Genomic DNA, 21,451 nt, shown 5'->3' on the forward strand with positions numbered 1-21,451 from the left:
TGTGATGGTCTGCACGGTTGGCGGACCGTTCATCTCGCTCGCGGCTGGGAGCTGGGCTGGTCAACATCCCGCCCAATGCCGTTGGCTGGGGTCCGCTGCCGCGCATGGAAGTAGCATGGCAGTGGGAGGGATCGGACTCATGGCGGTGAAGCAGACATACGCGAACTCGGTTTCCTATGCCACCCCGTCGTGCCTGGACGCACTCCGTGGCCCGACCGGTGGCATCATCGAGCTTCCTCGCGCTCTCTATTGGGGGCCCGAGCAGTACGTTGATTTGACCGATCATTCTGATCTCCAGCGGATGTATCAGGCTGTTATTCGAATCGGTACCCGAGAAGATCAGGAGACTTGGCTTGACGCGGACCTGTTGCTCGACATTTGGGACAGCCTCGTCCTCCCGCAGCGTTGCATCGAAACTTGGGAATCGACGTTCGTGCAGCTCAAAGGTCATTCGTGGCGCTAACCGACATACAGCGCGCAGTAACAAAAGCGGGGCTGAACGCCGCCCGTGATTTTGGATTCGCGTTGGCAGGCTCAGGTGCTCTCATCGAACACGGCATCTCAACTCGCCTAACCGACGACGCCGATTGGTTCAGCACATTCGATAATGCGGCTGGATTCGATTCCGCGGCTGATGCAGTTATTACGAAACTTCGTGCTGATGGATTCACAATCAGCACGAGAAAACGGGACGCAACATTCTTCGGCTTCGTGGCCACAAACCCCGCAGGCGAGACGGTATCTGTGGACATGAGCCTTGATTGGCGCCGCTACAACCCCGCGGAAATATCGATAGGACCAGTGCTCGACCTGCTGTAGGTCAGGTCAAGATGTCACCTACTCCTGCAGCAGACCCCCCATAAGGAGCGACTTCGACTTGCGACGAAGAATGAAGCTCGGCGAGCTTCTATGGAGGCGCATCGACAGTTCAGATTCGGACAAGTTCTGGCTGTCCGAGCACTCAAAAAATCTGGTTTCTCAACCGCCCATGCACTCAAACAGGTCGGACTCAGTCGCAGTGGGTACTGCGACTGGGGCATCAAACTCGCGTCCCGCTTCGCCGCAGAAGAACTGTAAAACATTTTCCTACTTGGTGAGCTTGTGATTACCAAAAGCGTCCTCAGAAACAACGCGGAGCCGCGCTTTGGTGCGACACATAATGCTGATTCCACAGCAAACGCCTAGGATATTTCAGTTTGCGCAACTGACGCGCCCACTGCCTTCACAAAGCCGTTGAGCTGCCGACGAATGCGCAGCATTCTGGGTGCTTGATTTCGTCGGCAATTACAGACACAGTCCTGAACATTAATGCCTACACACAGGCGTCCCAAGTCCGACGGATTTTTCTCCCCCAAAGGGCTCGGAATACGCCGCAAAATGAGCCATGAAGGTCATTTCCCAGCCCCGCAAAACCCCCAAGCCGTCACCCGCCGCCGCTCCGATCTCCCTCCGTATAACCAAGGCTTCGCCCATATTGGTCAATAAACTGCGGGACACCGTTGCGCGCTGTACCCGCATAGAACCACGCTCCGCGCGGTTCGTTCCGTTGTCGCTCCGGTTCGCTGCGCTCACTCGTCGACTCCGCTACGGAACTGGCACTGCGTGCGCTCACGTTGTTCGCCCGGTGGTTGGGTGTTGCCCCCGTGTTGGTTTGACCGGTCTGGTTACCTCAACCGCTTACCTCCAGCGTCACCCATTCCGTCATCTGCCTGACCGGTCTGGTAACCCCACATGAACTACATGACGTCACCCTTACCTGGTCAACGAAACGTCAACGTGCCGACCACGATTCGTTGCGTAGCCCACACAACCCCACCGATGCCGAAGGCTGCCCCCGGCAGGGAAACCCCACCCAGAACTAGACGTCGACAAAGAGGCTCCGCACCGTTGCGCAACGGAACAGGGGGAGTCCACAAAAATAGACAGCCGTCCACTTAAATGAACACAGACCGGTGGAGTGGAACATACCGAAGCGGAACGGACCTCACACCGTGGCAGACGCGAAGCGTCGCGAGCGCAGCGAGCACCCAGCAGACATCACGCCCCACACAGAACCACACACCGCCGCGAAGCGGGCGAACGAAGAGAGCCCAATGCAAGTCGCAACCTGTCGCACAACCACGACGCCCCCATGAACCTCAACGGTCCATGGTGACATCTCGTTGCGCGACGGCCCGCTCTGCGAAACAGTTGCGCAGCAACCAAGCAGACATCACGATGCATAAAGGGAGACATGACGAAGTCACGCGAGGCGCGAAGCGCCGAGCTCTTAATATGGGCTCCGACACCCGCGCAGCTAATATCCACGTGTCCGGCTACCGCCGCGAGGGCAACCGTCGGCTGTCGCCGCCGGGGTCTTGCATGGGGCGGCCCCGAGAGCATGGTTGAGGTCCGGCTATCGCCGACGGTTCATCCAGCGGTCGAATATCACGAGTAGGTGACGGACGTTGGCGGACGGACATTCTGTCGCAGGCCCGGAGGGGCATCTAGTGTCAGTCGGTGGCCATCAGCAGGTGTCACCACAATGGACATGCGGACACTGTCCGTTGTCTTGACCCCGGACATTTGGAGGGACATGAGCGATCAGGATGTTGGGGCCTGCTGCACCGGCAGGTGACAAACATCTCAGGGGCCGAAGCGAGGGGGATGTGACATCCATAACTTGTGACCGGTGGAGCCGAGTTCACACGGCGGCGCTCGCAACGCAAACATCGGCTCTCCCGGTCTGCGTCAGTTTCCTCGCGGAGGGATTGCGTAGGGACCAGTTGCCTTTATCTGCAGGGCCAGCGCATTCAGGTTTCGCGGCTTGAACGAATAAATGCACGCACTGCTTGGCCGAGCTGCATTCGGGATTCGAACACACTGTCGGCGCGATTCTGCTTCTGCTGTGGCGAGGCTGTTGAGCCAAGCTTCGGGAGACGCGTGACGCGGTTGAGTTCCATCTGCGCTTGCTCGATCTCCGGGGTGTGGAATCTGCGCCGGGAACCGTTGGGCCAAACCAGTTCTGACCTGCTCTTGCCAATACGAACTATGGGATTACCTTCGATGGGTAAGGTTTCAAGCGACATACGTGTATCTCCGTTCAGCATTCGACGCCGAGACTTTCCGCGCCTCTTAACCTGTGCGCGGCAATTCAAGCGTGTGAAGACCGCCTCGATCCGATGCCGCGCACAGCTGTCAGTTCTCAAGTTACTTGAGACTGGATTCTCGACGATCTTGAGACCGTTGGTGCCTCACGGCGTGTGAAACCCGCGGTTCCCTGCGGATCTCGGTGACTGTCTCAACTACGCAAGAAGTCTCATCTAGCTTGAGAACTGACAACAGCCCTGCATGCAGCGCACCCACACAGCCGATTGATTCTGCCGCGCATAGGGATCACAGTGGTCGTCAAATAGGCGGCCGGAAACGGATTCCAATGCCCACCTTGACCCCTAGCTACGGCTTCACCCCAATGTCCGAAGCTGAAGTCCTTGCCGAGTACGGCCCAAACTTGGCCATGGCCCGGCTTTTCGAGTATTGCGATAAGCAGGCATCGCGTACCGAAAGGATTGGTGCATACAACTTTTTTGTCCTCCACTACATTTCCAACGCTGAAGTCAAGGTCATTGATGGGGAGTTTGTTGTCGGGGAAGATGTTGCTGAGATGTGGAGCGACGCGAAGTACTCCGACGCGGTCCACAACGTGAACTATTACATGAATGAGGAATACGCCCAGGGCAGTCTTCATCCGTGGCTGGTCCAGGCGTGCGAGGCATCCCGCGGATGGGAGTGGCACACTCACACCCATCCGGTGCAGGTCCTGCCGACGGTGAGGAGAGTTGTCGCGGCCAAGATGCGCAAGGGCATCATGAGCGGTTTTGCGAGGATGGGGCGCGTGGTTGGGCGCTCTTAAGCAGCCGGCGTGATATCCGTTGCGGCGGAGAGTCGGACCTCTGACGTTCCTATGCGTAGGAGGCTCTTGATATGTCAGCCCATTTGCGAAATGTCAAAGTCTCCCTGCTGGCTCGGTCTACGTTGATGTTCAACTCGACGAAGGCGCCATGTCTACATACTCAGCAGAGCCCGGCGAAACTTGGGCGACACGGAAAAACACTTACGGCAAACTTCTCCCGGTCTTAGTTCTAGAAGTGTCGGACCAAACCGACAGCAGACCCAGTCTTGGGGTGGCTGGTCCAGGACTGGCTGGCAGAGTTGGTGTGCCCGGTTGAGCGGAGTAGACCCCTATGTTTTTTTATACTGCTACTACAAAGATGCGTACTGAGAAGCCTGGTGTCGATCAGGACCTGACTCTTACTGCGAAAACCCGTTAGTTGTGGACCTAGATGCCGAGGGAATTATTTGGCATAGCTCGTTAGACACTGCTAAGTGGTTGTGGGAACCAAGCCAGGTGACCAGTCAGCGTTTTAGTTCCTCCAGAATGGTTCGGGCTTGTTCGTCGAGTATCTGTCGTACGATCCTCAGAGCAGGGCGATCGATACTGTCTTTCCGCTCCGTGCGCATCAGACGACGGCGGGGTGTTTGTTCGCTGAGGGTAACTGCCGCCACGCCATAAGGTAACGGTGATCGTCCCAGACGTGGGACAAGGCTCAGACCAAGACCATGGGCGGTGAGACTAATCTGTGATTCGTGTTCGTTGACCAGCCCAACCAATTGATATGGGATGCGAGCAGCGTCGAGAGATTGTTGGAGCCACCGCGCGTATATGTCAGTGGTATCAGTTATCCAACGTTCTTCAGGCAAATCGGCCACTGTGACCTTTTCGCGCTTAGTAGCGGGATGGCCACTGGGAACTATGAGATCAACATCGTCGGTTCCCAGCACGTACGTTGACAGGGCAGCAGGAATAGCGAGGGGTACCTGCTCCCACTCATGAATTACGGCAATATCTACATCGCCGTTAAGTGCTTTCTCAACACCCTCTTCGGGATACGCTTCGCGCACTACAAGGGAGATCTTGGGATAACGTGCGGCGATTCTAGCGGCAATCGGTCCAACCAAACCGCGACATGCGCTTGGGAATGCTCCTATAGTCACCCGACCCGCTGGAGTGCTTTGGAGCTCTTCCAAACGCGCTCGAGCACACGCATCGACGGCTTCCATTTCAATCGCAGCCTGCACTAAGACCCTCGCTGCCTCTGTAGGGTGCAGGTACCGCCCACGCCGCACCAGCAGCTCAACCCCGATCTGGCGTTGAAACCTCGAGAGCTGCTGTGAGACCGCCGAAGGCGTAAGGCGCAAATGCTCAGCCGCCGCGGTCATCGTTTTGAGCTCGACGACGGCTCGGAGGGATCGTAAAAGATCGCGATCAAACATAAAGCACAGCTTACAGATACTGTTTCAGATCTTTTGCTTTCCCTAAAGCCTCGTGAACACAAGAATGGATGTATGGCTCCAAGCAATACACACACTCGAGGCGTGTACCTCGCAGTGACCCTTCTGACCGCGGGCATGATTATGTCCGGGACTATCGGCTATTTTGTAGTCGAATCGGGCGCGCCGCCTGCCGTAGTTGTGTTCTGGCGTTGCGTTATCGGCGCCACCGGATTACTGGCTGTGATCTCCGTCCGGTCTAGCACCCGAAAAGAACTGCTCCACGCAGTGACTTCACGTGTTGGCTTGGCCATAGCCGGAAGCGGCGCACTTTTGGTACTAAATTGGATCCTCATCTTCACCGCTTACGACTACCTGTCGATCGGTGTCTCCACGGTCATCTTTCACATTGAACCCTTCATTCTGATCGCCTTGGGGGCTCTATTCCTCCGCGAAAAATTCAATCGACGCACCTTGGCGTGGTTTGGGCTGGGTTTCCTCGGGATCGTGCTCGTAGCTAAGCCGTGGGCAGCCAATGGGGAAAACGTCCACAGTCTCCTGATCGGAGTCTCCCTCACTCTCGTCGCCGCCACTTTGTATGCGGCATCAATCATCGTGGTACGGCATCAACAAGCGCGACGCCAAGCAGCGCCAAGCCCACTAGTAATCATCACGATCCAACTCATCGCCGGAGCAATCGTCACCTCGCCAGCCTTGGTCCTAAGCCCACATCAGGTCACGAGCTCAGGATGGATTCACCTGCTCGTGCTCGGACTGGTCAACACAGCCTTGATGTATCTCATCATCTATGCCGCCTATCCACGCCTCGGTACCGCCACCATCGGCGTCCTCGCGTTCATCTATCCAGCAGCTGCGGTAGTGGTCGACCTTATCGCTTACGGATCACCCATTACAGGTCTTCAAATACTCGGATTTGGTGCCATCACGGCCGCTGGCATCGGGCAGATCCTCACCGAGAGACGATCCACAGCGCTTACATTGGCGAGCCGTTACAATCCGCAAGGAATGAGTAAAGCAGTTCACTGATTCAACGTGCAGCATCGAAAATGGAGGATTTTAAGGTCAGGCAGAAACTTCACGCTAACGTCTCACGTGTTTCGTAGTAGTTGTATTAGCTCAGAACACCCCATTACCGCTGCTTACGATCCGGATTGCACCAGGGCCAACCTTGGAACGGCGGAACGAGATGGATGGAATACAGCTCGATTGAGGCCGCAGAGAAGGAGGCCCGCATTCTCGCGCAGCGCATGACCGTCAAGCACAACATCTACAAACCCGGGATGCTTCTATGAAGCTTCTATATCTCGTCAACCCCCAGTTTTGTGTTTGATTTCGTGTTGAGGTGTCGGTAGATACTGCGGGCGAGGTAGCGTTTGAGGATGCGGCGGATCTCGCGGTCGGTCTTGCCTTCAGAGCGTCGACGTTCGACATAGTCGTGTGTTCCCGGGTCGTGGACCATTCGGACCATCGCGATGATGTTCGACGCACGGTTGAGTTGGCGGTCTCCGCCACGGTTCAGTCGATGCCGTGTGGTGTTGCCTGATGATGCGGGAATAGGATTCACGCCTGCGATCGCGGCGAAAGCGGCTTCGCTCTTGACTCGACCAGGGTGGGACCACGCGACGAGTGTTCTGGCTGCGGTGACGGGGCCGATACCGGTCTTGTCAGGCAGCTCGGCCGCAGGGCTCGCTGCGACGAGGTCGCTAATACGCGTCATGTTCTGGCCGAGCTCGGTGTCTAAGACGAGGATGCGTTTGGCCTGACGCATTGCTTCTGTGCGCGCGGTGGTGGCGGCGAGGGCTTCTTCTCGGGTGTGCAAGCGCGCGACCTCGGCGATCTTGCGTGCTCCGAGGGGACGTCGGGCGTCGATGCCGAGGTTGATGATGCGTAGCAGGGCGGTAAGCGCGTTCACCGCGCGGGTGCGCTCCCCGGCGAGTCCGTCGCGTGCAGTCAGGAGGATCTGCGCTGCTTCCCGCACGCCCTCATCCTGACGTGGGGTGCGGAGTTGATTGACCGGCAAAGACAGCACAGCGGCGGCGATCCGACGTGCGTCGAGGGGGTCGGACTTTCCAATGCCGCGCCGGCCCATGCGGGCGGCCTCGACGACACGAGAGCCGGTGTCCGCTACGTTGCCGGCCAACTGGGCGCCGTAGCTGCCGGCTCCCTCGATCACCCAGAGCGCATCGGCAACACCGCCGGTGCGGCGCCCGGCCCAGGCGATGGCGCGGGAGCGACCAGCCGCGGTATTCGGGAACGTTTCGGTCCCGAGGTGCTGACCTGCCGCCGTGAGGACAGCGTAGGTGTGGGTTCTGGCGTGAGTGTCCACGCCGATAACGAACGAATGCGTTTGCGAGACGATCGTACTCATAGCGTTCCGGTTCCTTTCCTTGAGATGGGCGATGATCCGGTCGCTGACGACCGGCGCCGATCCGGTAGGAATCACTTCGGGGCATACCTGTGATGAGCCACGATCCGTACGGGTCGGGCATGCTTCTTATTAAGCCACTGAGGCGGGCCGGGCCGGTGTCGGTCACCCACCGCGACCGGACAGTTCATAGGCAAGGCACCCGCGAGGGGCCAGTTTTGTCATGAGTCACGACCACGGCGGAGCGACCAACACCAACTCTGCCAGCCAGTCCCGGACCAGCCAATCTAAGACTCACAGGTTTGTCAAGCGGCGAGCTGGTGCTCGGTTTGGTAGAGGGTGCCGTCGCGGAGCATCGCGTAAAGGACCTCGCAGCGTCGCCGTGCGAGAGCGATGAGGACTTGGTTGTGGCGTTTGCCTTGCGCGATCTTGCGGTCGTAGTAGGCCCGTGAGACAGGGTCGCGGAGGTCGGCGAACGCGGATAGGAATAGTGCCCGTTTCAGAATCTTGTTCCCGCGGCGAGAGGGATGCTCGCCGCGGATCGAGGATCCAGAACGTCTGGTGACGTGTGCGAGCCCGGCGTAAGAGGCGAGGCGCTCGACCTCAACTGTGATCTTTGCCCGCTGGCGGCGCAGAGCGGCCAGTTGTTATGCAGGCGCGGCAGCACCATTGATGCGGCGTTCGTGCCGACCACAACGACGGTCTGCGCGGTCAAAGCCCGGGTGATTTGCTCGGCGAGGCGGCGCCCCATGCGGGGTGCGAGTTTGATGAGTCGGTTGCCCAGTCGGGTGGTTCCAGCTGCTTTCATCGCGGCGGGTGTTGAGTATTTCTGCAGGAGATCCAGCACTGCGGGGTGATCTAGGTGCGGCCCCAGAACCCTCTCTAATGCGGGGTGGATCTGGGTGAGGAGGCCACGAATCCGGTTGCTGGTGGCGGTAGTTTGACCCACAAGATCATCGTCGAAGCCGCAGAGCATGGAGAGCTTGGCCACCTGTTCATCAGCGAGCTGGATTGACCGCAAGGGGTGCGGCAAAGTCCGGGCAGCCTGAGCAATGATTGCCGCATCCCGGGCGTCAGCCTTTGCTTCTCCGGCATGCAGGTCCGCGATGCGGCGCATCGCTAACCCTGGCAGGTAGCCGATCAGCACTCCTTCGGCCTCTGCGACGGCGATCTGCAGAGCCCCGATCGTCGCGGGTTGATCCACGACGAAAAGCACTCGGCCATGCTGTTTGAGTTTCCCGATGACCTCACGCAGCTTGCCCTCATCGTTGGGCAGAGCCTTGTCATAAAGCTGTTTTCTGGCGCGGTCTAAAGCGACCGCATGATGCTCACCTTTGCCGACATCGACACCGATGAAGACGTCGACCTGTTCATAGTTTTCGATTCACACTGTGTCCTCCGTCCGATCAAGTCAGCCTGAAAACCACGGCGGCGAGTCTCGACATCCACGTTACGAACGGCCTCGACAAAATGCCGGGTCCAGCCCCTATCAGCGGTCACTCGCTGCCAACCCGACCCGGTGACAACACCCCCCCGGATCATGAACGACTGGGGGCAACAACCATGCCGGGCCTCGCAGGCCAACACCCTCCAAGAATGACTCTCAAACGGCTACAAAGAAAGTAACGGGGCATGGTGGGCTACACCTTAGGCATCGTCGGTCACTGCGGTGGTCGTCGCCGGCTCGACTGGTCGAGCGACGTTCGAAGCTTGACCACTCCGCGCTGCGGTTCCGCATCAGCCCGCGTTGCGTCCGTCAGGGTTGAGTGTTGGGTGTTTCGCGCGAATTTCCGAGTCATGCGACTGCGGTTTCAGTCTCCTCGGCCAGCACGGCCGCTGCTGTGGCATGAGTGATGCGCGCGAAGGTGTCGGCCGCTGGGGGCAGTGTGTGGTCTGCCCGCCGGATGAGTTGCATCGTCCGTGGAGCGATTGGAGGATCGATCATCACAACGGCAATCCGGGGGTCGCTGGTGTCGACCGCCAAGGCAGGCATGACAGCCCACCCCATTCCGGATCCCACTAGGCTTTGGAGGGCGGCGTTGTCACTTAGCCGGTAGGCGTATTCGGGTCGGAGCCTGGCGGCGTTCATGCATTCGTCGAGCATTAGTTGGCACGTATTGTCGTGGGGGTGACCGATGAGGCGCTTGGAGCTGAGGTCCTTCAGCGACACGGCCGTGCCGGGCGCATCGCTTGTGGGAGCTATTACGACGTAAGGGTCGTGACCAAGAACGTCGATGATGACGCGTGGGTCAGGCCGGTGGTCGATGGTGAAGGCGAAGTCCATCTTGTCGTCAATGACGTAACGGACTAGTCGCTCCTGGTTGTCGGTCTCTGTGACTTGCAGGTCCACGTCGGGCGATTCATGGTGCATTTGAGTGAGGATGTTTGGCAGCAGTCTCGATGACACCGACTGAAACGCCCCGATGACCAGGTGGCCTGTGATACCCCGACGAAGCCGGTCGAGTTGCTCATCCATGTCTGTGGCGTGTTCGAGCGTGGCGCGCGCATAGTCGAGCAGAAGATGGCCGGCCGGGGTGAGTTTGACCGGCTTCGGTCCGCTGGGCCGGTCGAAGACCGGTAGATTAAGGGACTTCTCGAGAGCTGCGATCTGCTGGCTCACGGCAGATTGAGTGAACCCGACACGCGTAGCGGCTCGAGAGTAGGTGCCTTCGTTGACAACCGCCACAAGGGTGGCCAATTGCCTCAGGGTGATTTCGTTCACAGTCGACATAAACAACAGTTTATCTGTTTACTATCGCCAGAAAGCATCGCTAGCGCTAATAGGCCACAATCCGTAGTTTCAGGTCATGGACACTTTAACAGGCACCGCGTTGGCGGAAGCAATCGTTGCCGACGGATTCGACGCACACAGATCTGCTCTTGCCGAGTTGCTCAATCGCGCTCACCAATGTCAGGTGGACGAGGTGCTTCTTAGCATCCTTTCCGACGACACAACCCCCAGGGTCGCTCGCGAGCGAGCGCTCGGGAGAGTTCTAGTGTTCATGCAATATCGTCGCCGCAAGGCACTGGAAGATCACGAAGATTTGTGGGCACCTCGTCGCTCTAACGGATCACGCCCCGTTCGGTCGACCCACCAGGTCGGGAAGGGGTCCGCTGAGCGGCCTTCCGACCAAAGCGACCGCGAGCAGACGGAATCGGCTTTGTGTAGGTGAGGAGCGTGGCCAGTGAAAATGACCATGCGTAGAAGGAAGACCTCGGCGGTGCAGAGGTGCCAGCGCCGACCCTCTGAAGCCGCCCTTCGGTTCTGAGACAGCCCACTGACTCCGGACCAGAGTCGGAGGTTCGCCCGCGGACCGCTCCTAATCTTTGCGCCTGAGAGTTTCGATTAGCCAACAGGCTGTTGGCCAATCGAATGCAGGTCAGGTTCCTTTGTCGACTTGCCAGTCGAGGGCGATAGCAAGCTGGTCCACGGTGGGGAGTGCGCTTTTTCTTCCCTGACAGCGACTCGTAGGTGTAGGTCGACACTGCGAGGGGGATCCTGTTCGTCCGAGGGAGTAACGGACGGTGCGTTTGTTGCCACTACCGCAGATGAGGATGCCAACGGTCGGGGAGTGCACTTCTCGACGGGAGCGATCGTCGACGAGAGCGACATAGAACTCGAGCTGGCTGACATGTGCGGGTTCGAACTTTCCGATTTTCAGCTCGATGACGACGGAGCGCAGCTGTTCGATATGGAAGAAGAGTAGAGCGATGGAACTGGGCTGGCGTTTCTGAACGATCAGAAGCGGCACGCTTGGCCGACCGCTCGAGCGAGGCGCTCTTCTGACGCGGCTTCTATGCGGGCGTCCGTAGCGGGATCGGCTTGCGGCCGTAGCATCACCGGAGGTTCCGCTTAAGGTGAGCTAGGGAATTCGACCGCGTCCAGCAAGAGGCAACGAGACCGACCACCACTGCCCGAGGGATCCGTTCGATTCTAGCGACGAAATCTATCCGGTAACTTTCGAAACTCGCGCCTTGATTTGCCCGCAGTTTGTCAAACATGTTTCTGGGTAACGCGCCGGGGTAGTCCATCGACATGTTGGGGGCTGCGGGTACCTTGATCTTGCACGGTTTCAGGAAGTCCACCCGAAAGGATGTCCATGACGACCATCAATTGCGAATGCTGTTGGATCACTCCGGTCGCGTTGGGAATATCTAATTCCGACCATCGGTGTCCGCTCTGCCGCGGCCACCAGTTCGTAATCAAAAACCTGCTCGCGGATCACCAAAGGATCACCGCAGAGTTCATTTCCGTGCAGGCTGGCAAGTTGTCGAGCGCAAACCGCGAGGTCGAGCAGATCGACGCGAGATTGACCAGGGTGAGAGGGGAACGCGACGAACTCGCCAAGGCTAGTGGGGGCGACCTCGCTCATGCCTCGGAGGCGACACTCGCGGCCATTCACGCAGAGGCCGTCCTTGAGCTTCGCGAAGAAGTCACCCGGGCATACAAGACGCGTAACCGAGCGATGGTCGCCGTCTGGACAATCGACGAACGTCATCATGCTGGTGTGGGAGAAAAATGTTCTCGCGGGACGCCGCTCCACGGCTGCAAAGAATACAACGGGCTCGACTTCATTCGTAGCGAATACGAGCGTTGGGAAATAAAGCAGATCCAGCTGATGAAAGAGGGCAAGGATCACGGTCTGCCGGAGAATCATCCTGAGGCTCGGAAGCTGAACCGGCCATCCTACGAGTGGCGGGGGATGCGCTCGACGGAGCCTGAGCGGCTACGCCGTTGAGCTAACAGCTCTCTGGTGTCGTGTGCAACGACTAACTCTGTGCTGTTGTCCGAACAGGACACGGTGGACACATACCGCGAGGGACCGTAAAACATCGCGCAACAGGGCTGGGTGGTCGCCGTGACACTGACAGAGGACGCCCACTCGCCATCTCGGGGAGCACGGTGAAATGCTACCCGGTGATCCTTGCGCTTGCGGTCAGGCATTCCGCAAAGGTAACTTCCGAAATATTAAAAGGCTGCCTAGCTGGGGTACGCCCCAGCCTGACGTAGCGGCCGTACGTGTATGACTTCCGGTACGACGGGGCGTGGGGTTGCGTGCGGATCCTTGCCCTGAGCAGGTGTCGTTGTCGATGGTTGATCCGAGACGGTTCAACGTTGGTCGTGGCCGCCGCCGGTGTTAGTCAACTTCTAGGCCGAGGTGTTTGGCTGCGGCCTCGATGAATATTTGTGCGCCTAAATCGACGAGGCGAACGTGGAGGTCGGGGGCCGGTGGGAACGAGTCCGCTGCGCTTTCGAAGAGAGCGATGGCTTTCTTGCCGGTCGTGGCCGAATTGTAGAACACACCGTCGAGGTTGAGCGGGTTTGTGTTGCCAACATCGTGCTGCTGGTAGATCGCACGCGCCCACTGCTGGGTGGTGGTCTTTGGCCCGTGTGCGACAGCGAGCGTGGCGCCGTTGGTGAACCACCAACCACCGGTGAGGTCTAGTAAGCGCAGAGGTCTCGTGGGCTGCCAGAGAACAAGTGATGCACCGTTCTCGTCGGGGTCGATCGTCCGAGAGTCCTGGTAGGCCTCGGCGAACGGGGTGAGAGAATCCTCGGCGGCATAGATCACCCCGGCTGGTTGGTCATGCGCTGGGGGAATGTGGGGCTCGAATCGGAGCGCAGGTAACGGTCCGAAGTGGCGAAGCCCGTTCCAGGTCTGAGGGAAAGGGCCCGACGCTTTAAAGAGTCGCCAGAGGGGTGTCGTTCGGGTGAGGAGGTCCTCGGGTCGTGTTGTGAGGTGTGTGGGTGGGGCGGGGTTGCTGCTCACAGCGTTCCGAGGAGCTCGAGCTGTTCGATGACCCTCTGGGGCTCGCCGCCAGCGAAGAGCCAGTCGCGCGGCGAAACGGTTTCGCCGCCGATCACAAGGTTCGGGTGTGGGTTGGTTATGAAGTTATGGACGGCCAGCGGTGACGCCGTGCTTGGAATCGCTTGAGCGACGGCTTTGACGGCTGGTATCACTACCGCGCCATCGAACTGCCAGAGGGGCAGGAGCCGGTTGTGGCCAACGTGGTGAGCGACCAGGAGGTCCTTGCGGTAACGGTGCCGGACCGCGGAAGCACTGATGCCAAGCCGGTCCCCGATCTCGGCATCCGTAGCGGTGAGTTGATAGATGCGGGCCCGCGAGGTAAGTCGACGCCGGACAAGTGAACCGCTGGCAACGTCTTTCTCCAGCTCGCGTATTTCGTCAGTGCTGGGGCCTCCGGAGGCCGCGATAATCTCGGCGAGGTGGCTGGGGAAAGCGGTTGGCTGAGTATCTTCGACTGCTCGAAGTGCAAACTCGTAAAATTCCGCTCGATCGAACCCGTGCATGGTGATGGCGCGGTCAAGCTTCACTGCAGGGTCTCGTTGGTCATACACTGCGTTACTCATGACTTCATCCCTTCGCTTCACGAACAATCATAGGCGAGATTCTATGTGAATACGACTCTTTGAGGCATCGCGGGTGTCGTTTTCAGAAGCTGACTGGACCACGTCATGCGAGAGTATCTGAGTCGTGCAGAGGGGTCTTGACTATTGGCCGATCAGGAGTGGACTGCACGAAGCTGCATTCTGCTCACGAGCCCTAACCACGAAACACACTGTCGCGCAGTAGTCGTGTGCGCTATTCGCTGGGGGAGAGCCCGGCCTGGTGCCGGTAGAAGGTGGCTCGGCTCCATCCGACAAGCTGCGCTGCCGCGGCCGCACTCTTGCCGCCGGCTCGAGCAGCCTGCACAACTTGGAGCTTCTGTGCGATCAGCTGCGGGTCCGAGGGTGGCCGGCCGAAGATGGCGCCGGAGGTGCGGGCGGCCGCGATGCCCGCGTTGACACGTTCGACGATGAGTTCGCGTTCATACTCGGCCAGGGTACTGAGCATGTTCAGCAGGAGCCGGCCGCTGGTCGTTGACGGGTCGATCCCGTCAGAGATCGACTGGACCTGGATCCCACGCGTGCGGAAGTCGGCAACGGTGGCGATGACATCCAGAAGAGAGCGACCGAGCCGGTCGATGCGCCAAACCACAATGGTGTCATCCGGGCGCACGAACTCAAGCAGCTTCATCATCCCGGGCCGGGTGCGTGCATCTTTGGAACCAGAGATCACGTCCGAGAAGATTCGTTCCGCGGCCACCCCTGCTTTGAGTAGTGCGTCGCGTTGCAGCTGGTCATCTTGATGGACTGTGCTGATTCTGGTGTAGCCGAGAAGTGCCATGACGCAATTGTGCCTCAGAAACCCCAAAATGAGGCGGCAAGACACTCGGGACTACGAGACGACTTATCGAGACAGTCGAGTGCCTCCTATATATAAGGAACGCACTCTGTGGAACTCGTCCAGTTCGAGTGTCTTGAAAATCATTAGATTCTCGAGACACCTAGATTCGAGTACGCGGAGCTTGGCGGCGGACGGTGTCAGGGGCGCTGCCGTCTATGTTCGCCCCGCAGCTGCCCGTTCGGTGAGTTCTGCGCCAACGCGTTCGTGCATGCCGCGTACATCGCGGTCTTCGGTGCGCTCGCCTACAGCCCCGCCTCGCCACGAAGGACATCCTGTCCTGACGAGGTTCACAGCGCTTTGAGCGCGGCGATGGCGTCGTCGGCAGCGTCATCGAACGGCTCGAGAACGAGATTGATGACGTTCTCGTCGATCTCCCTGCCGAACTCGCGTGCTTCCGCCTCGGTGTGTGCCGTCACCGCGACGGGGGCGGTCGCGCCATGATGACGGAGCGATGTGGCGAGAACCTTGTTGACCTCGACGTTCGGGATGGTGCTGACGATCCACTTTGCGGACCGTAGCGGCAGGGTTCCGGGAAACTCGCCGTTGCTCGCGTCCCCGTAGGCGAGCGACACGCGATCCGCCAGCGTCGCATCCTCCAGGCGGATCTTGGCGTAGGGGTCCCAGTCGACCACCAGCACCGAGTAGCCCGCCCTTGCGAACTCCTCGATCAGGCGCCTCCCGAACCGTCCATGGCCGAAGACGATGACGTCGTAACTCTTCGGCTCAGGGAGCGCATCGTCGATCGTGCGGCGCCGCTCGAAGATGCCGAGGACCGGCTCGAGCACGGCGAACAGCTGTTTCGAGTACAGGATCATGTAGGTGGATGCGGCGATCGTGATCATCCCGACGAGTGTCACGAGCCCGACGGTGTCGTTGTCGACGTGGCCGAGGTCGCGGCCAAGGGCAACGAGAATCAGAGAGAACTCGCTGATTTGCGCGACGGCCAGACCGGCCAGGAATGAGACGCGCTTCGGATACCCCATCACGCCCATGATCACGAGAACGATGAGTGGGTTGCCGATGAGGATGAACGCGGAGAAAACGATGGCTGCTGGCACCTGGGTGCCGATCGAGGAGAAGTCGAGTTGCGCGCCGAGCCCGATGAAGAAGAACAGGAGCAGGAAATCCCGCAGGCCCGACAGAGACGACGCGATCGACTCCCGGAATCGTGTCGACGCGATCGCGAAGCCAGCGAGGAACGCGCCCACCTCCACCGAGAAACCCAAATAATCCGTGAGCGCAGCCACTGCGACGGCCCAGGCAACGCAACACACGATCAGCAGCTCCTGCGAACTCGCGACGAGCTTGAGGAGGCGGGGGAGTACCCAGCGCATCGCGACGGCGAGACCACCGATGACCCCGACTGCCGCGAGCAGCACGCCCACGATCTGTTCCCAGAGGGAACCGTCGCGCTCACCGCCGAAGCTGGAGAGGGCGATCATCACCAAGATCACGACGATGTCCTGCACGATCAGAAAGCCCAGGGCGATCCTGCCGTGGAGTTCGTCGAGTTCTCCCTTGTCCGACAACAACTTCACGATGATGATCGTCGACGAGAAGGTCAGTGCCACAGCCACGTAGACGGCCATGACCACTGGCATTCCGAAGAGAAGCGCGATACCGAAGCCGACGAGCGAGGTGAACAGAACCTGGCCGAGTCCGGTGACCAGTGCGACCGGACCGATCGACTTGACCAGGTGGATGTCGAGCTTGAGCCCCACGAGGAAGAGCAGGATCGCGATGCCGATCTCCGCCAGCAACTCGAGGGTGTCGCCGCCTCCAACCCAGCCTAAGAGAGACGGGCCGACAATGACTCCCACCACAATGAAAGCCACGATGAGCGGTTGCCGCGCGCGGTGCGCCAGGAACGCCATGATGGCCGCGACGGTGAGGACAGCCGCCATGGTGGCGAATGTGTCCAGCCCGGCCGCCATCATCCGTGGAGGTATCGGACGAGGCGCGCCAGCGCGTCGGGCCGCCCGACGACGACCAGCCGGTCCCCGACCTGGCATCGTCGCTCGACATCCCCATCGAGGAGCTCCTCAGTGTCGTCGCGAATCACCGCGAGCACCTGGGCCTGGTCGGGCTCGGGCACCTCGATCTCGTGGAGCCTTTTTCCCACCGCGGGGGACGCCGGCCGGAGCTTCACGGTTGACGGACTTGCGGCATCCGCCGCCCCCGCTTCGTCGGCGGCCCTGATCACGAACTTCACGCCGGAGATGAGGGACGAGAGGGTGACCGCCTCGGCGTTGCTCAGCCGCAGGTTCACGACGGGTGTGTCGGCGTCGGGAGGGAGAACGGCGAGGTGGCTGTCGCTCGAATCCGACTCGGTGAAGATCTGGAGCACTGTGCCGCCGGAGAGTGCCAACTCGAACAAGCGGGCGACGCCGGGCAACGGATGCTCGCGAACGTGGACCTCTTCGAGATCTGGGTCGAGTGCGGTCACGGTCTACTCCTATTGTCGCGGTCACGGTGCACTCTCAACTTAGCCTGAATCCACCGGTCGACTTGGAGTTTTGCGGGACCGGACGGGTATCGCGGGGGTTCCCGTTAGATAGTTTGAGGGTCGGTTTCAAAGACATGAAACCGACCCTCTCCCTTGCACCAAGAGTGTCCTGCAATCACATTCCGCAGTCGCTGCTGCAGCAAACAACTTCTGCTCTCTGAATGTATAACGGAAAGATAACGCTGTCTAGTTACCGTTCCGTTATTTTTAGAAATTTCACCCCGGGTTCTAGTTCGAAGTGCAACACGGTGTGGTTTCTTCGATGATAGTTCCTGGAAGATTTCGGCCGCCCTCCACCCAGCCACATAACTAATGCTGTACGCGCTGGTACCTGGTTCGAGGATCCCGATGTCGATATCTATCTGAACAGGTGTATTCAAGAGGAGCACGTTGAGTCGGCTCCGATTTGCCCACGATAGGCGGCCCGCCAGAACCCGTCGGGCCGAATCCGCAAAATGTTGCATTTGACGTACCTGAGCGACAATTCCTCGCGGGCGGGCTATACGCGACATCACAATCCAGTCGGCGGCTCAGGCCTCAGTCACGGTACGGAAGTGTTCGTACGCCGTCTCGTTTGCGGGTACCGTCTCGCGCGGGTTTCGTCCCAGCATCAGGTAACCTTATTTAGGTAGATCAACCTATTTAGGAGCAGCATGGTGATTGCTAATTCAGAGCCACGTCGACGGCGAGGCTCTGCGCGTGAGCGCCTTTTGGACGCGGCGGCTCGCCGGTTCTACGCGGGCGGAATCGCTGCGACCGGCATCGACACCCTTACCGCGGACGCCGGTGTCGCCAAAATGAGTCTTTACAACAACTTTGATTCCAAAGCGGAACTCGTCGAGGCATATCTTCAGGCTCGACACGAAGAGTGGTTGGAGCTCTACGCCGACCGCGCGAAATCAGCGACGGACAGTAAGGGGCTTATTGGTGCTGTTTTCGAGGCGTATCTAGGCCATGCGGAACTGGCGTATGAGAACGGGTTCCGCGGCTGCGGCCTTCTCAACGCAGCCGCCGAGCTCCCCGCAGGGCATGCTGGGCGCGCACTTGTTCGTCGTCACAAGGATGAAGTCGAAGTCATTCTTCGCTCGCATGTGTCTGAACTTGTCGATAGTGACCGGGTTGACGCTCTGACTTCGCATCTGTCGTTTCTTTTGGAAGGCTCTATGGCATTGGCCGGTCTCGCCGGCGATGGACGCAAACTTGCGCACGCCAAACGGCTCGCTCTAGATCTGATCGGCTCCTTGTGAGGCAGTCAAACCGTTACCGCGGGGGCGTCCTGTTGATCTTGGCTGCGTCAATCCTCTGGGGAACGACTGGGACGGCCGCAACATTTGCCCCCGAAGTCAGTCCGATCGCTATTGGCGCGGCGGCGATGGGATTCGGAGGACTGTTGCAGGCCCTGATCGCACTTCGATCAATCCGAGTCAACTGCCACAGTCTGCGAGAACAGTGGAGGATTCTGGCCCTGGGCGCGATCGCCGTGACGGTCTACCCGCTGGCTTTCTACTCATCCATGAGCCTCGCTGGCGTTGCAGTGGGAACGGTCGTCTCCATCGGCTCCGCACCAGTCTTTGCGTCCATCATTGAGCGTGTAGCCGACCAGTATCGCTTTACTCGCCGATGGGCGGCCGGAGCCGTCCTCGGAATTGGCGGCGCGACCGTGCTCTCCATTAGCGAGTTCGTGACCCCCGCAGCAACCGGAGACTTCGACGCTCAGCTGGGTATCGGTCTTGGCCTGCTCGCTGGGTTCACCTACGCCCTGTATTCATGGGCCGCTCACCGCGTCATCTCGGCTGGCGTGCCAACTCGTCCCGCGATGGGCTCCATTTTCGGCGTTGCCGGGGTATTACTCATGCCCATCGTGTTGGCCTCGGGGGCCCCTCTTCTAGCCTCGTGGTCTAATGCATCCGTCGGGATATACATGGCCGTCGTCCCGATGTTTGCAGGCTACGTTCTCTTCGGCATGGGCCTCGCTCGGGTGCGCGCCAGCACAGCTATCATCCTCAGTCTTGTCGAGCCCATCGTTGCAGCATTACTCGCCGTCGTGATCGTCGGAGAACAACTACCTACCCTGGGATGGGTTGGGGTGGGTCTTATTGCCAGCAGCCTGATGGTGCTCACCATCCAATCACCGCTCCGCGACGGACGGATCATCGGTTCCAACCGAAACGATGACCTGCAGATCAAGGATCTCCTGGGCGGACCATAGACGTTCCCGCAGAGGGTTCCTTGGGTTCTTGCGGTGGTTGCAACACCTGAGGGATGGTGTGCTGTGGCGACCTATTCTCTTCGTGTTCGACCTGATTTACTGCAATTGTTCTGGGCGGGCATGCAAGCCGGTGATTTTCTGGCAGATGCGGTGATCTCGCTTGGCATGGACCGAAGGACTTGGACACGAATTCTGATCGCTGCCGGTGGTCACGTCCCGCTGAGTCGATGCTCCTATCGTTGTCAGGCAGCTTTTTGGTTTGTATTGGACTTGTCTTGCGCGAGGTTGTCGAGCCAGGTTTCGTAGGTGTTTTGGAGTTCCGCATCGGAGCGTTCGCCAAGTTCCAGGCGCCGCAGGCGCTGGTAGGGGACGCCGAGCTGGTGGGCGACTTCGGTCATGGCCAGCTGCAGCGTTTGCCGCCGCTGGCGCAGCAGTGGTCCCTGAGGAGTGCTGATCTCTGGGTTGGTGAGCAGGGCGAAGATCTCGTTCGCGACGTGTCGTTTGAGGCAGCGGACGATGTCGCGATCGGAGAGACCCTCAGTGCGGCGTTTATCGAAGTAGGCCATTGTGCGGGGGTCTTTGTGGCGGCGCCGGCTGAGGACGATGCGGTGCAGCGCGGCATTGGCGTGGCGGTCGCCACCGCGGGAGAGACGATGTCGGTGGCGCACTCCAGAGGACGCCGGGACGGGGGCAACGCCGAAGAGCGCAGCGAACTGCGCTTTGGTGCCGATCCGATCTGGATTGTCACCCAGGGTCGCCAACAGGGTGCCCCAACGACCGGCCCGACTCCGTGGGCGGAAAGTAGTGCAGGGTTGCTCAGCCGGGTGAGATCCCCGAGCTGGGCATCGATATCGACGATCTCCGCCGCGAGCATCTGGGTGCGCTGGGCGAGGCGTTTGAGGCAGAGCCTGCTGATGTGGTCGGGAGTCGCGCCTTTCAGCGGTTGACCTGACCTATGGTTTGGTTTCCACTCGGGGTAGCTAGCCGATGGCCTTCATGAAAGGCTCACGTCTATGCCCCGCCCGTACCCACCAGAGTTCCGTCAGCGCGCGATCGCGCTTGTCCGCGAAGGTCGGCAGGTCAAACAGACCGCCACTGATCTCGGCATCCACGAGGTCACACTGCATTCCTGGCTGCGTCAAGACGACATCGATCACGGACGCAGGCCCGGCGATAGCACCCAGGAAGCTGCTGAACTTCGTGCGGCACGACAGCGGATTCGGCAACTCGAACAAGAACTCGAGATTCTGAAACGAGCCTCGAAATGGCTCGAAGAGGAGGAAGGCGTCGACCCAAAAGGGCGCACCCGGTGATCGATCGACTTGTCGACGCCGGGGCACCAGTTCAGGTTTGCTGCCGACTTCTCGGAGTATCCAGACAGGGCTACTACCGGTATCGAAAACGCCCGACCAGCTCAACGCAGCTCCGCAGACTCTGGCTCACCGGTCTGATCCGGGAGATCCATATCGCCTCCCGTGGCACCTACGGATACCGGCGTATCCATGCCGAACTCACGATCGGCATGGATATCCAATGCTCAAGCCGCCTGGTCTCGGTGCTGATGACGAAAGCGGGAATCGGCGGTCTTCCCGGTCCTACGCGTGTGAAACGTCTGAAGGGCGTGGCTACGGACGATGATCTCGTCAACCGGAAGTTCCATCGCCTCACTTGAACGAACTTTGGGTCACCGATATTACGGAGCATCCCACGCCTTGAATCCCAGCGATCGTCGCAACACTAGCGACGAGGAGCGGATATGCCTGCAAAGAAGTACACGGAGCAGCAGCGGC

Annotated in this window: 18 protein-coding genes and 2 pseudogenes; 8 read left to right on the plus strand and 12 right to left on the minus strand. The window is 59.6% G+C overall.

The window, feature by feature from the left end; translation table 11 throughout:
• Positions 1-115: 115 nt before the first annotated feature.
• Positions 116-463: a hypothetical protein gene (locus FB472_RS10995; protein WP_141990923.1), complete on the plus strand. Its 348-nt coding sequence runs from the start codon at positions 116-118 to the stop codon at positions 461-463.
• Positions 454-819, plus strand: a complete 366-nt coding sequence (locus FB472_RS11000) for a hypothetical protein (protein WP_141990924.1) — start codon at positions 454-456, stop codon at positions 817-819. The genes FB472_RS10995 and FB472_RS11000 overlap by 10 nt, the downstream gene beginning before the upstream one ends.
• 1,973 nt (positions 820-2,792) lie before the next feature.
• On the opposite strand, the gene FB472_RS11005 is transcribed toward FB472_RS11000, so the two are convergent.
• A complete protein-coding gene (locus FB472_RS11005; protein ID WP_141990925.1) occupies positions 2,793-3,068 on the minus strand; it encodes a hypothetical protein in 276 nt (91 codons plus the stop codon).
• A 347-nt stretch (positions 3,069-3,415) separates the two neighbouring features.
• Here FB472_RS11005 and FB472_RS11010 point away from each other — a divergent pair, with 347 nt between their 5' ends.
• Entirely contained in the window at positions 3,416-3,892 is a 477-nt protein-coding gene (locus tag FB472_RS11010) for a hypothetical protein (RefSeq protein WP_141990926.1), read from the plus strand.
• Between the two features lie 503 nt (positions 3,893-4,395).
• Here FB472_RS11010 and FB472_RS11015 read toward each other — a convergent pair.
• A complete protein-coding gene (locus tag FB472_RS11015; RefSeq protein WP_141990927.1) occupies positions 4,396-5,313 on the minus strand; it encodes a LysR substrate-binding domain-containing protein in 918 nt (305 codons plus the stop codon).
• A 72-nt stretch (positions 5,314-5,385) separates the two neighbouring features.
• Between FB472_RS11015 and FB472_RS11020 the strand changes: the two genes are divergently transcribed.
• Positions 5,386-6,357: a DMT family transporter gene (locus FB472_RS11020; RefSeq protein ID WP_141990928.1), complete on the plus strand. Its 972-nt coding sequence runs from the start codon at positions 5,386-5,388 to the stop codon at positions 6,355-6,357.
• A 271-nt stretch (positions 6,358-6,628) separates the two neighbouring features.
• Here the strand turns inward: FB472_RS11020 and FB472_RS11025 are convergent, their stop codons facing one another.
• From FB472_RS11025 to FB472_RS11040, 4 genes and pseudogenes are all read right to left on the minus strand, one after another.
• Positions 6,629-7,699 (minus strand): IS110 family RNA-guided transposase, encoded by a 1,071-nt coding sequence (locus FB472_RS11025; RefSeq protein WP_141990929.1) that lies wholly within the window; start codon positions 7,697-7,699, stop codon positions 6,629-6,631.
• 302 nt (positions 7,700-8,001) lie between these two features.
• A pseudogene (locus tag FB472_RS11030) lies at positions 8,002-9,050 on the minus strand (IS110 family transposase).
• 441 nt (positions 9,051-9,491) lie between these two features.
• Positions 9,492-10,427 (minus strand): LysR family transcriptional regulator, encoded by a 936-nt coding sequence (locus tag FB472_RS11035; protein ID WP_141990930.1) that lies wholly within the window; start codon positions 10,425-10,427, stop codon positions 9,492-9,494.
• 649 nt (positions 10,428-11,076) lie between these two features.
• On the minus strand, positions 11,077-11,448 hold the full coding sequence (locus FB472_RS11040; protein ID WP_141990931.1) for a PDDEXK nuclease domain-containing protein: 372 nt from the start codon (positions 11,446-11,448) through the stop codon (positions 11,077-11,079).
• A gap of 348 nt (positions 11,449-11,796) precedes the next feature.
• Between FB472_RS11040 and FB472_RS11045 the strand changes: the two genes are divergently transcribed.
• Positions 11,797-12,435, plus strand: a complete 639-nt coding sequence (locus FB472_RS11045) for a hypothetical protein (protein WP_141990932.1) — start codon at positions 11,797-11,799, stop codon at positions 12,433-12,435.
• A 399-nt stretch (positions 12,436-12,834) separates the two neighbouring features.
• On the opposite strand, the gene FB472_RS11050 is transcribed toward FB472_RS11045, so the two are convergent.
• From FB472_RS11050 to FB472_RS11070, 5 genes are all read right to left on the minus strand, one after another.
• Positions 12,835-13,467: an RES family NAD+ phosphorylase gene (locus FB472_RS11050; protein ID WP_170192084.1), complete on the minus strand. Its 633-nt coding sequence runs from the start codon at positions 13,465-13,467 to the stop codon at positions 12,835-12,837.
• Positions 13,464-14,069: a hypothetical protein gene (locus tag FB472_RS11055; protein ID WP_141990934.1), complete on the minus strand. Its 606-nt coding sequence runs from the start codon at positions 14,067-14,069 to the stop codon at positions 13,464-13,466. Before FB472_RS11055 ends, FB472_RS11050 begins: the two co-directional genes overlap by 4 nt.
• 232 nt (positions 14,070-14,301) lie before the next feature.
• Entirely contained in the window at positions 14,302-14,886 is a 585-nt protein-coding gene (locus FB472_RS11060; protein WP_141990935.1) for a recombinase family protein, read from the minus strand.
• Between the two features lie 347 nt (positions 14,887-15,233).
• Positions 15,234-16,880, minus strand: a complete 1,647-nt coding sequence (locus FB472_RS11065; protein ID WP_141990936.1) for a cation:proton antiporter — start codon at positions 16,878-16,880, stop codon at positions 15,234-15,236.
• On the minus strand, positions 16,880-17,392 hold the full coding sequence (locus FB472_RS11070; RefSeq protein ID WP_141990937.1) for a cation:proton antiporter regulatory subunit: 513 nt from the start codon (positions 17,390-17,392) through the stop codon (positions 16,880-16,882). Before FB472_RS11070 ends, FB472_RS11065 begins: the two co-directional genes overlap by 1 nt.
• A gap of 713 nt (positions 17,393-18,105) precedes the next feature.
• On the opposite strand from FB472_RS11070, the gene FB472_RS11075 reads away from it, so the two are divergent.
• Both FB472_RS11075 and FB472_RS11080 read left to right on the plus strand, forming a co-directional pair.
• Complete coding sequence (locus FB472_RS11075; protein WP_141990938.1) at positions 18,106-18,699, plus strand: TetR/AcrR family transcriptional regulator; 594 nt, start codon at positions 18,106-18,108, stop codon at positions 18,697-18,699.
• Positions 18,696-19,661: a DMT family transporter gene (locus tag FB472_RS11080; protein ID WP_281283296.1), complete on the plus strand. Its 966-nt coding sequence runs from the start codon at positions 18,696-18,698 to the stop codon at positions 19,659-19,661. The genes FB472_RS11075 and FB472_RS11080 overlap by 4 nt, the downstream gene beginning before the upstream one ends.
• A gap of 242 nt (positions 19,662-19,903) precedes the next feature.
• On the opposite strand, the gene FB472_RS11085 is transcribed toward FB472_RS11080, so the two are convergent.
• Positions 19,904-20,422 (minus strand): transposase, encoded by a 519-nt coding sequence (locus FB472_RS11085; RefSeq protein WP_170192085.1) that lies wholly within the window; start codon positions 20,420-20,422, stop codon positions 19,904-19,906.
• Positions 20,423-20,674: 252 nt separating this feature from the next.
• Here FB472_RS11085 and FB472_RS11090 point away from each other — a divergent pair.
• Positions 20,675-21,371 (plus strand): annotated as a pseudogene (locus tag FB472_RS11090) (transposase); the annotation flags it as partial.
• Positions 21,372-21,451: the final 80 nt, after the last annotated feature.

This window comes from Rhodoglobus vestalii (assembly GCF_006788895.1).
Lineage (GTDB): Bacteria > Actinomycetota > Actinomycetes > Actinomycetales > Microbacteriaceae > Rhodoglobus > Rhodoglobus vestalii.

Coding starts and splice junctions, on each gene's coding strand:
- FB472_RS11065 (WP_141990936.1), bottom strand. CDS start 16,880: ATGGCGGCCGGGCTGGACACATTCGCCACCATGGCGGCTGTCCTCACC.
- FB472_RS11075 (WP_141990938.1), top strand. CDS start 18,106: ATGGTGATTGCTAATTCAGAGCCACGTCGACGGCGAGGCTCTGCGCGT.
- FB472_RS11015 (WP_141990927.1), bottom strand. CDS start 5,313: ATGTTTGATCGCGATCTTTTACGATCCCTCCGAGCCGTCGTCGAGCTC.
- FB472_RS10995 (WP_141990923.1), top strand. CDS start 116: ATGGCAGTGGGAGGGATCGGACTCATGGCGGTGAAGCAGACATACGCG.
- FB472_RS11025 (WP_141990929.1), bottom strand. CDS start 7,699: ATGAGTACGATCGTCTCGCAAACGCATTCGTTCGTTATCGGCGTGGAC.
- FB472_RS11060 (WP_141990935.1), bottom strand. CDS start 14,886: ATGGCACTTCTCGGCTACACCAGAATCAGCACAGTCCATCAAGATGAC.
- FB472_RS11005 (WP_141990925.1), bottom strand. CDS start 3,068: ATGTCGCTTGAAACCTTACCCATCGAAGGTAATCCCATAGTTCGTATT.
- FB472_RS11020 (WP_141990928.1), top strand. CDS start 5,386: ATGGCTCCAAGCAATACACACACTCGAGGCGTGTACCTCGCAGTGACC.
- FB472_RS11055 (WP_141990934.1), bottom strand. CDS start 14,069: ATGAGTAACGCAGTGTATGACCAACGAGACCCTGCAGTGAAGCTTGAC.
- FB472_RS11010 (WP_141990926.1), top strand. CDS start 3,416: ATGCCCACCTTGACCCCTAGCTACGGCTTCACCCCAATGTCCGAAGCT.
- FB472_RS11035 (WP_141990930.1), bottom strand. CDS start 10,427: ATGTCGACTGTGAACGAAATCACCCTGAGGCAATTGGCCACCCTTGTG.
- FB472_RS11045 (WP_141990932.1), top strand. CDS start 11,797: ATGACGACCATCAATTGCGAATGCTGTTGGATCACTCCGGTCGCGTTG.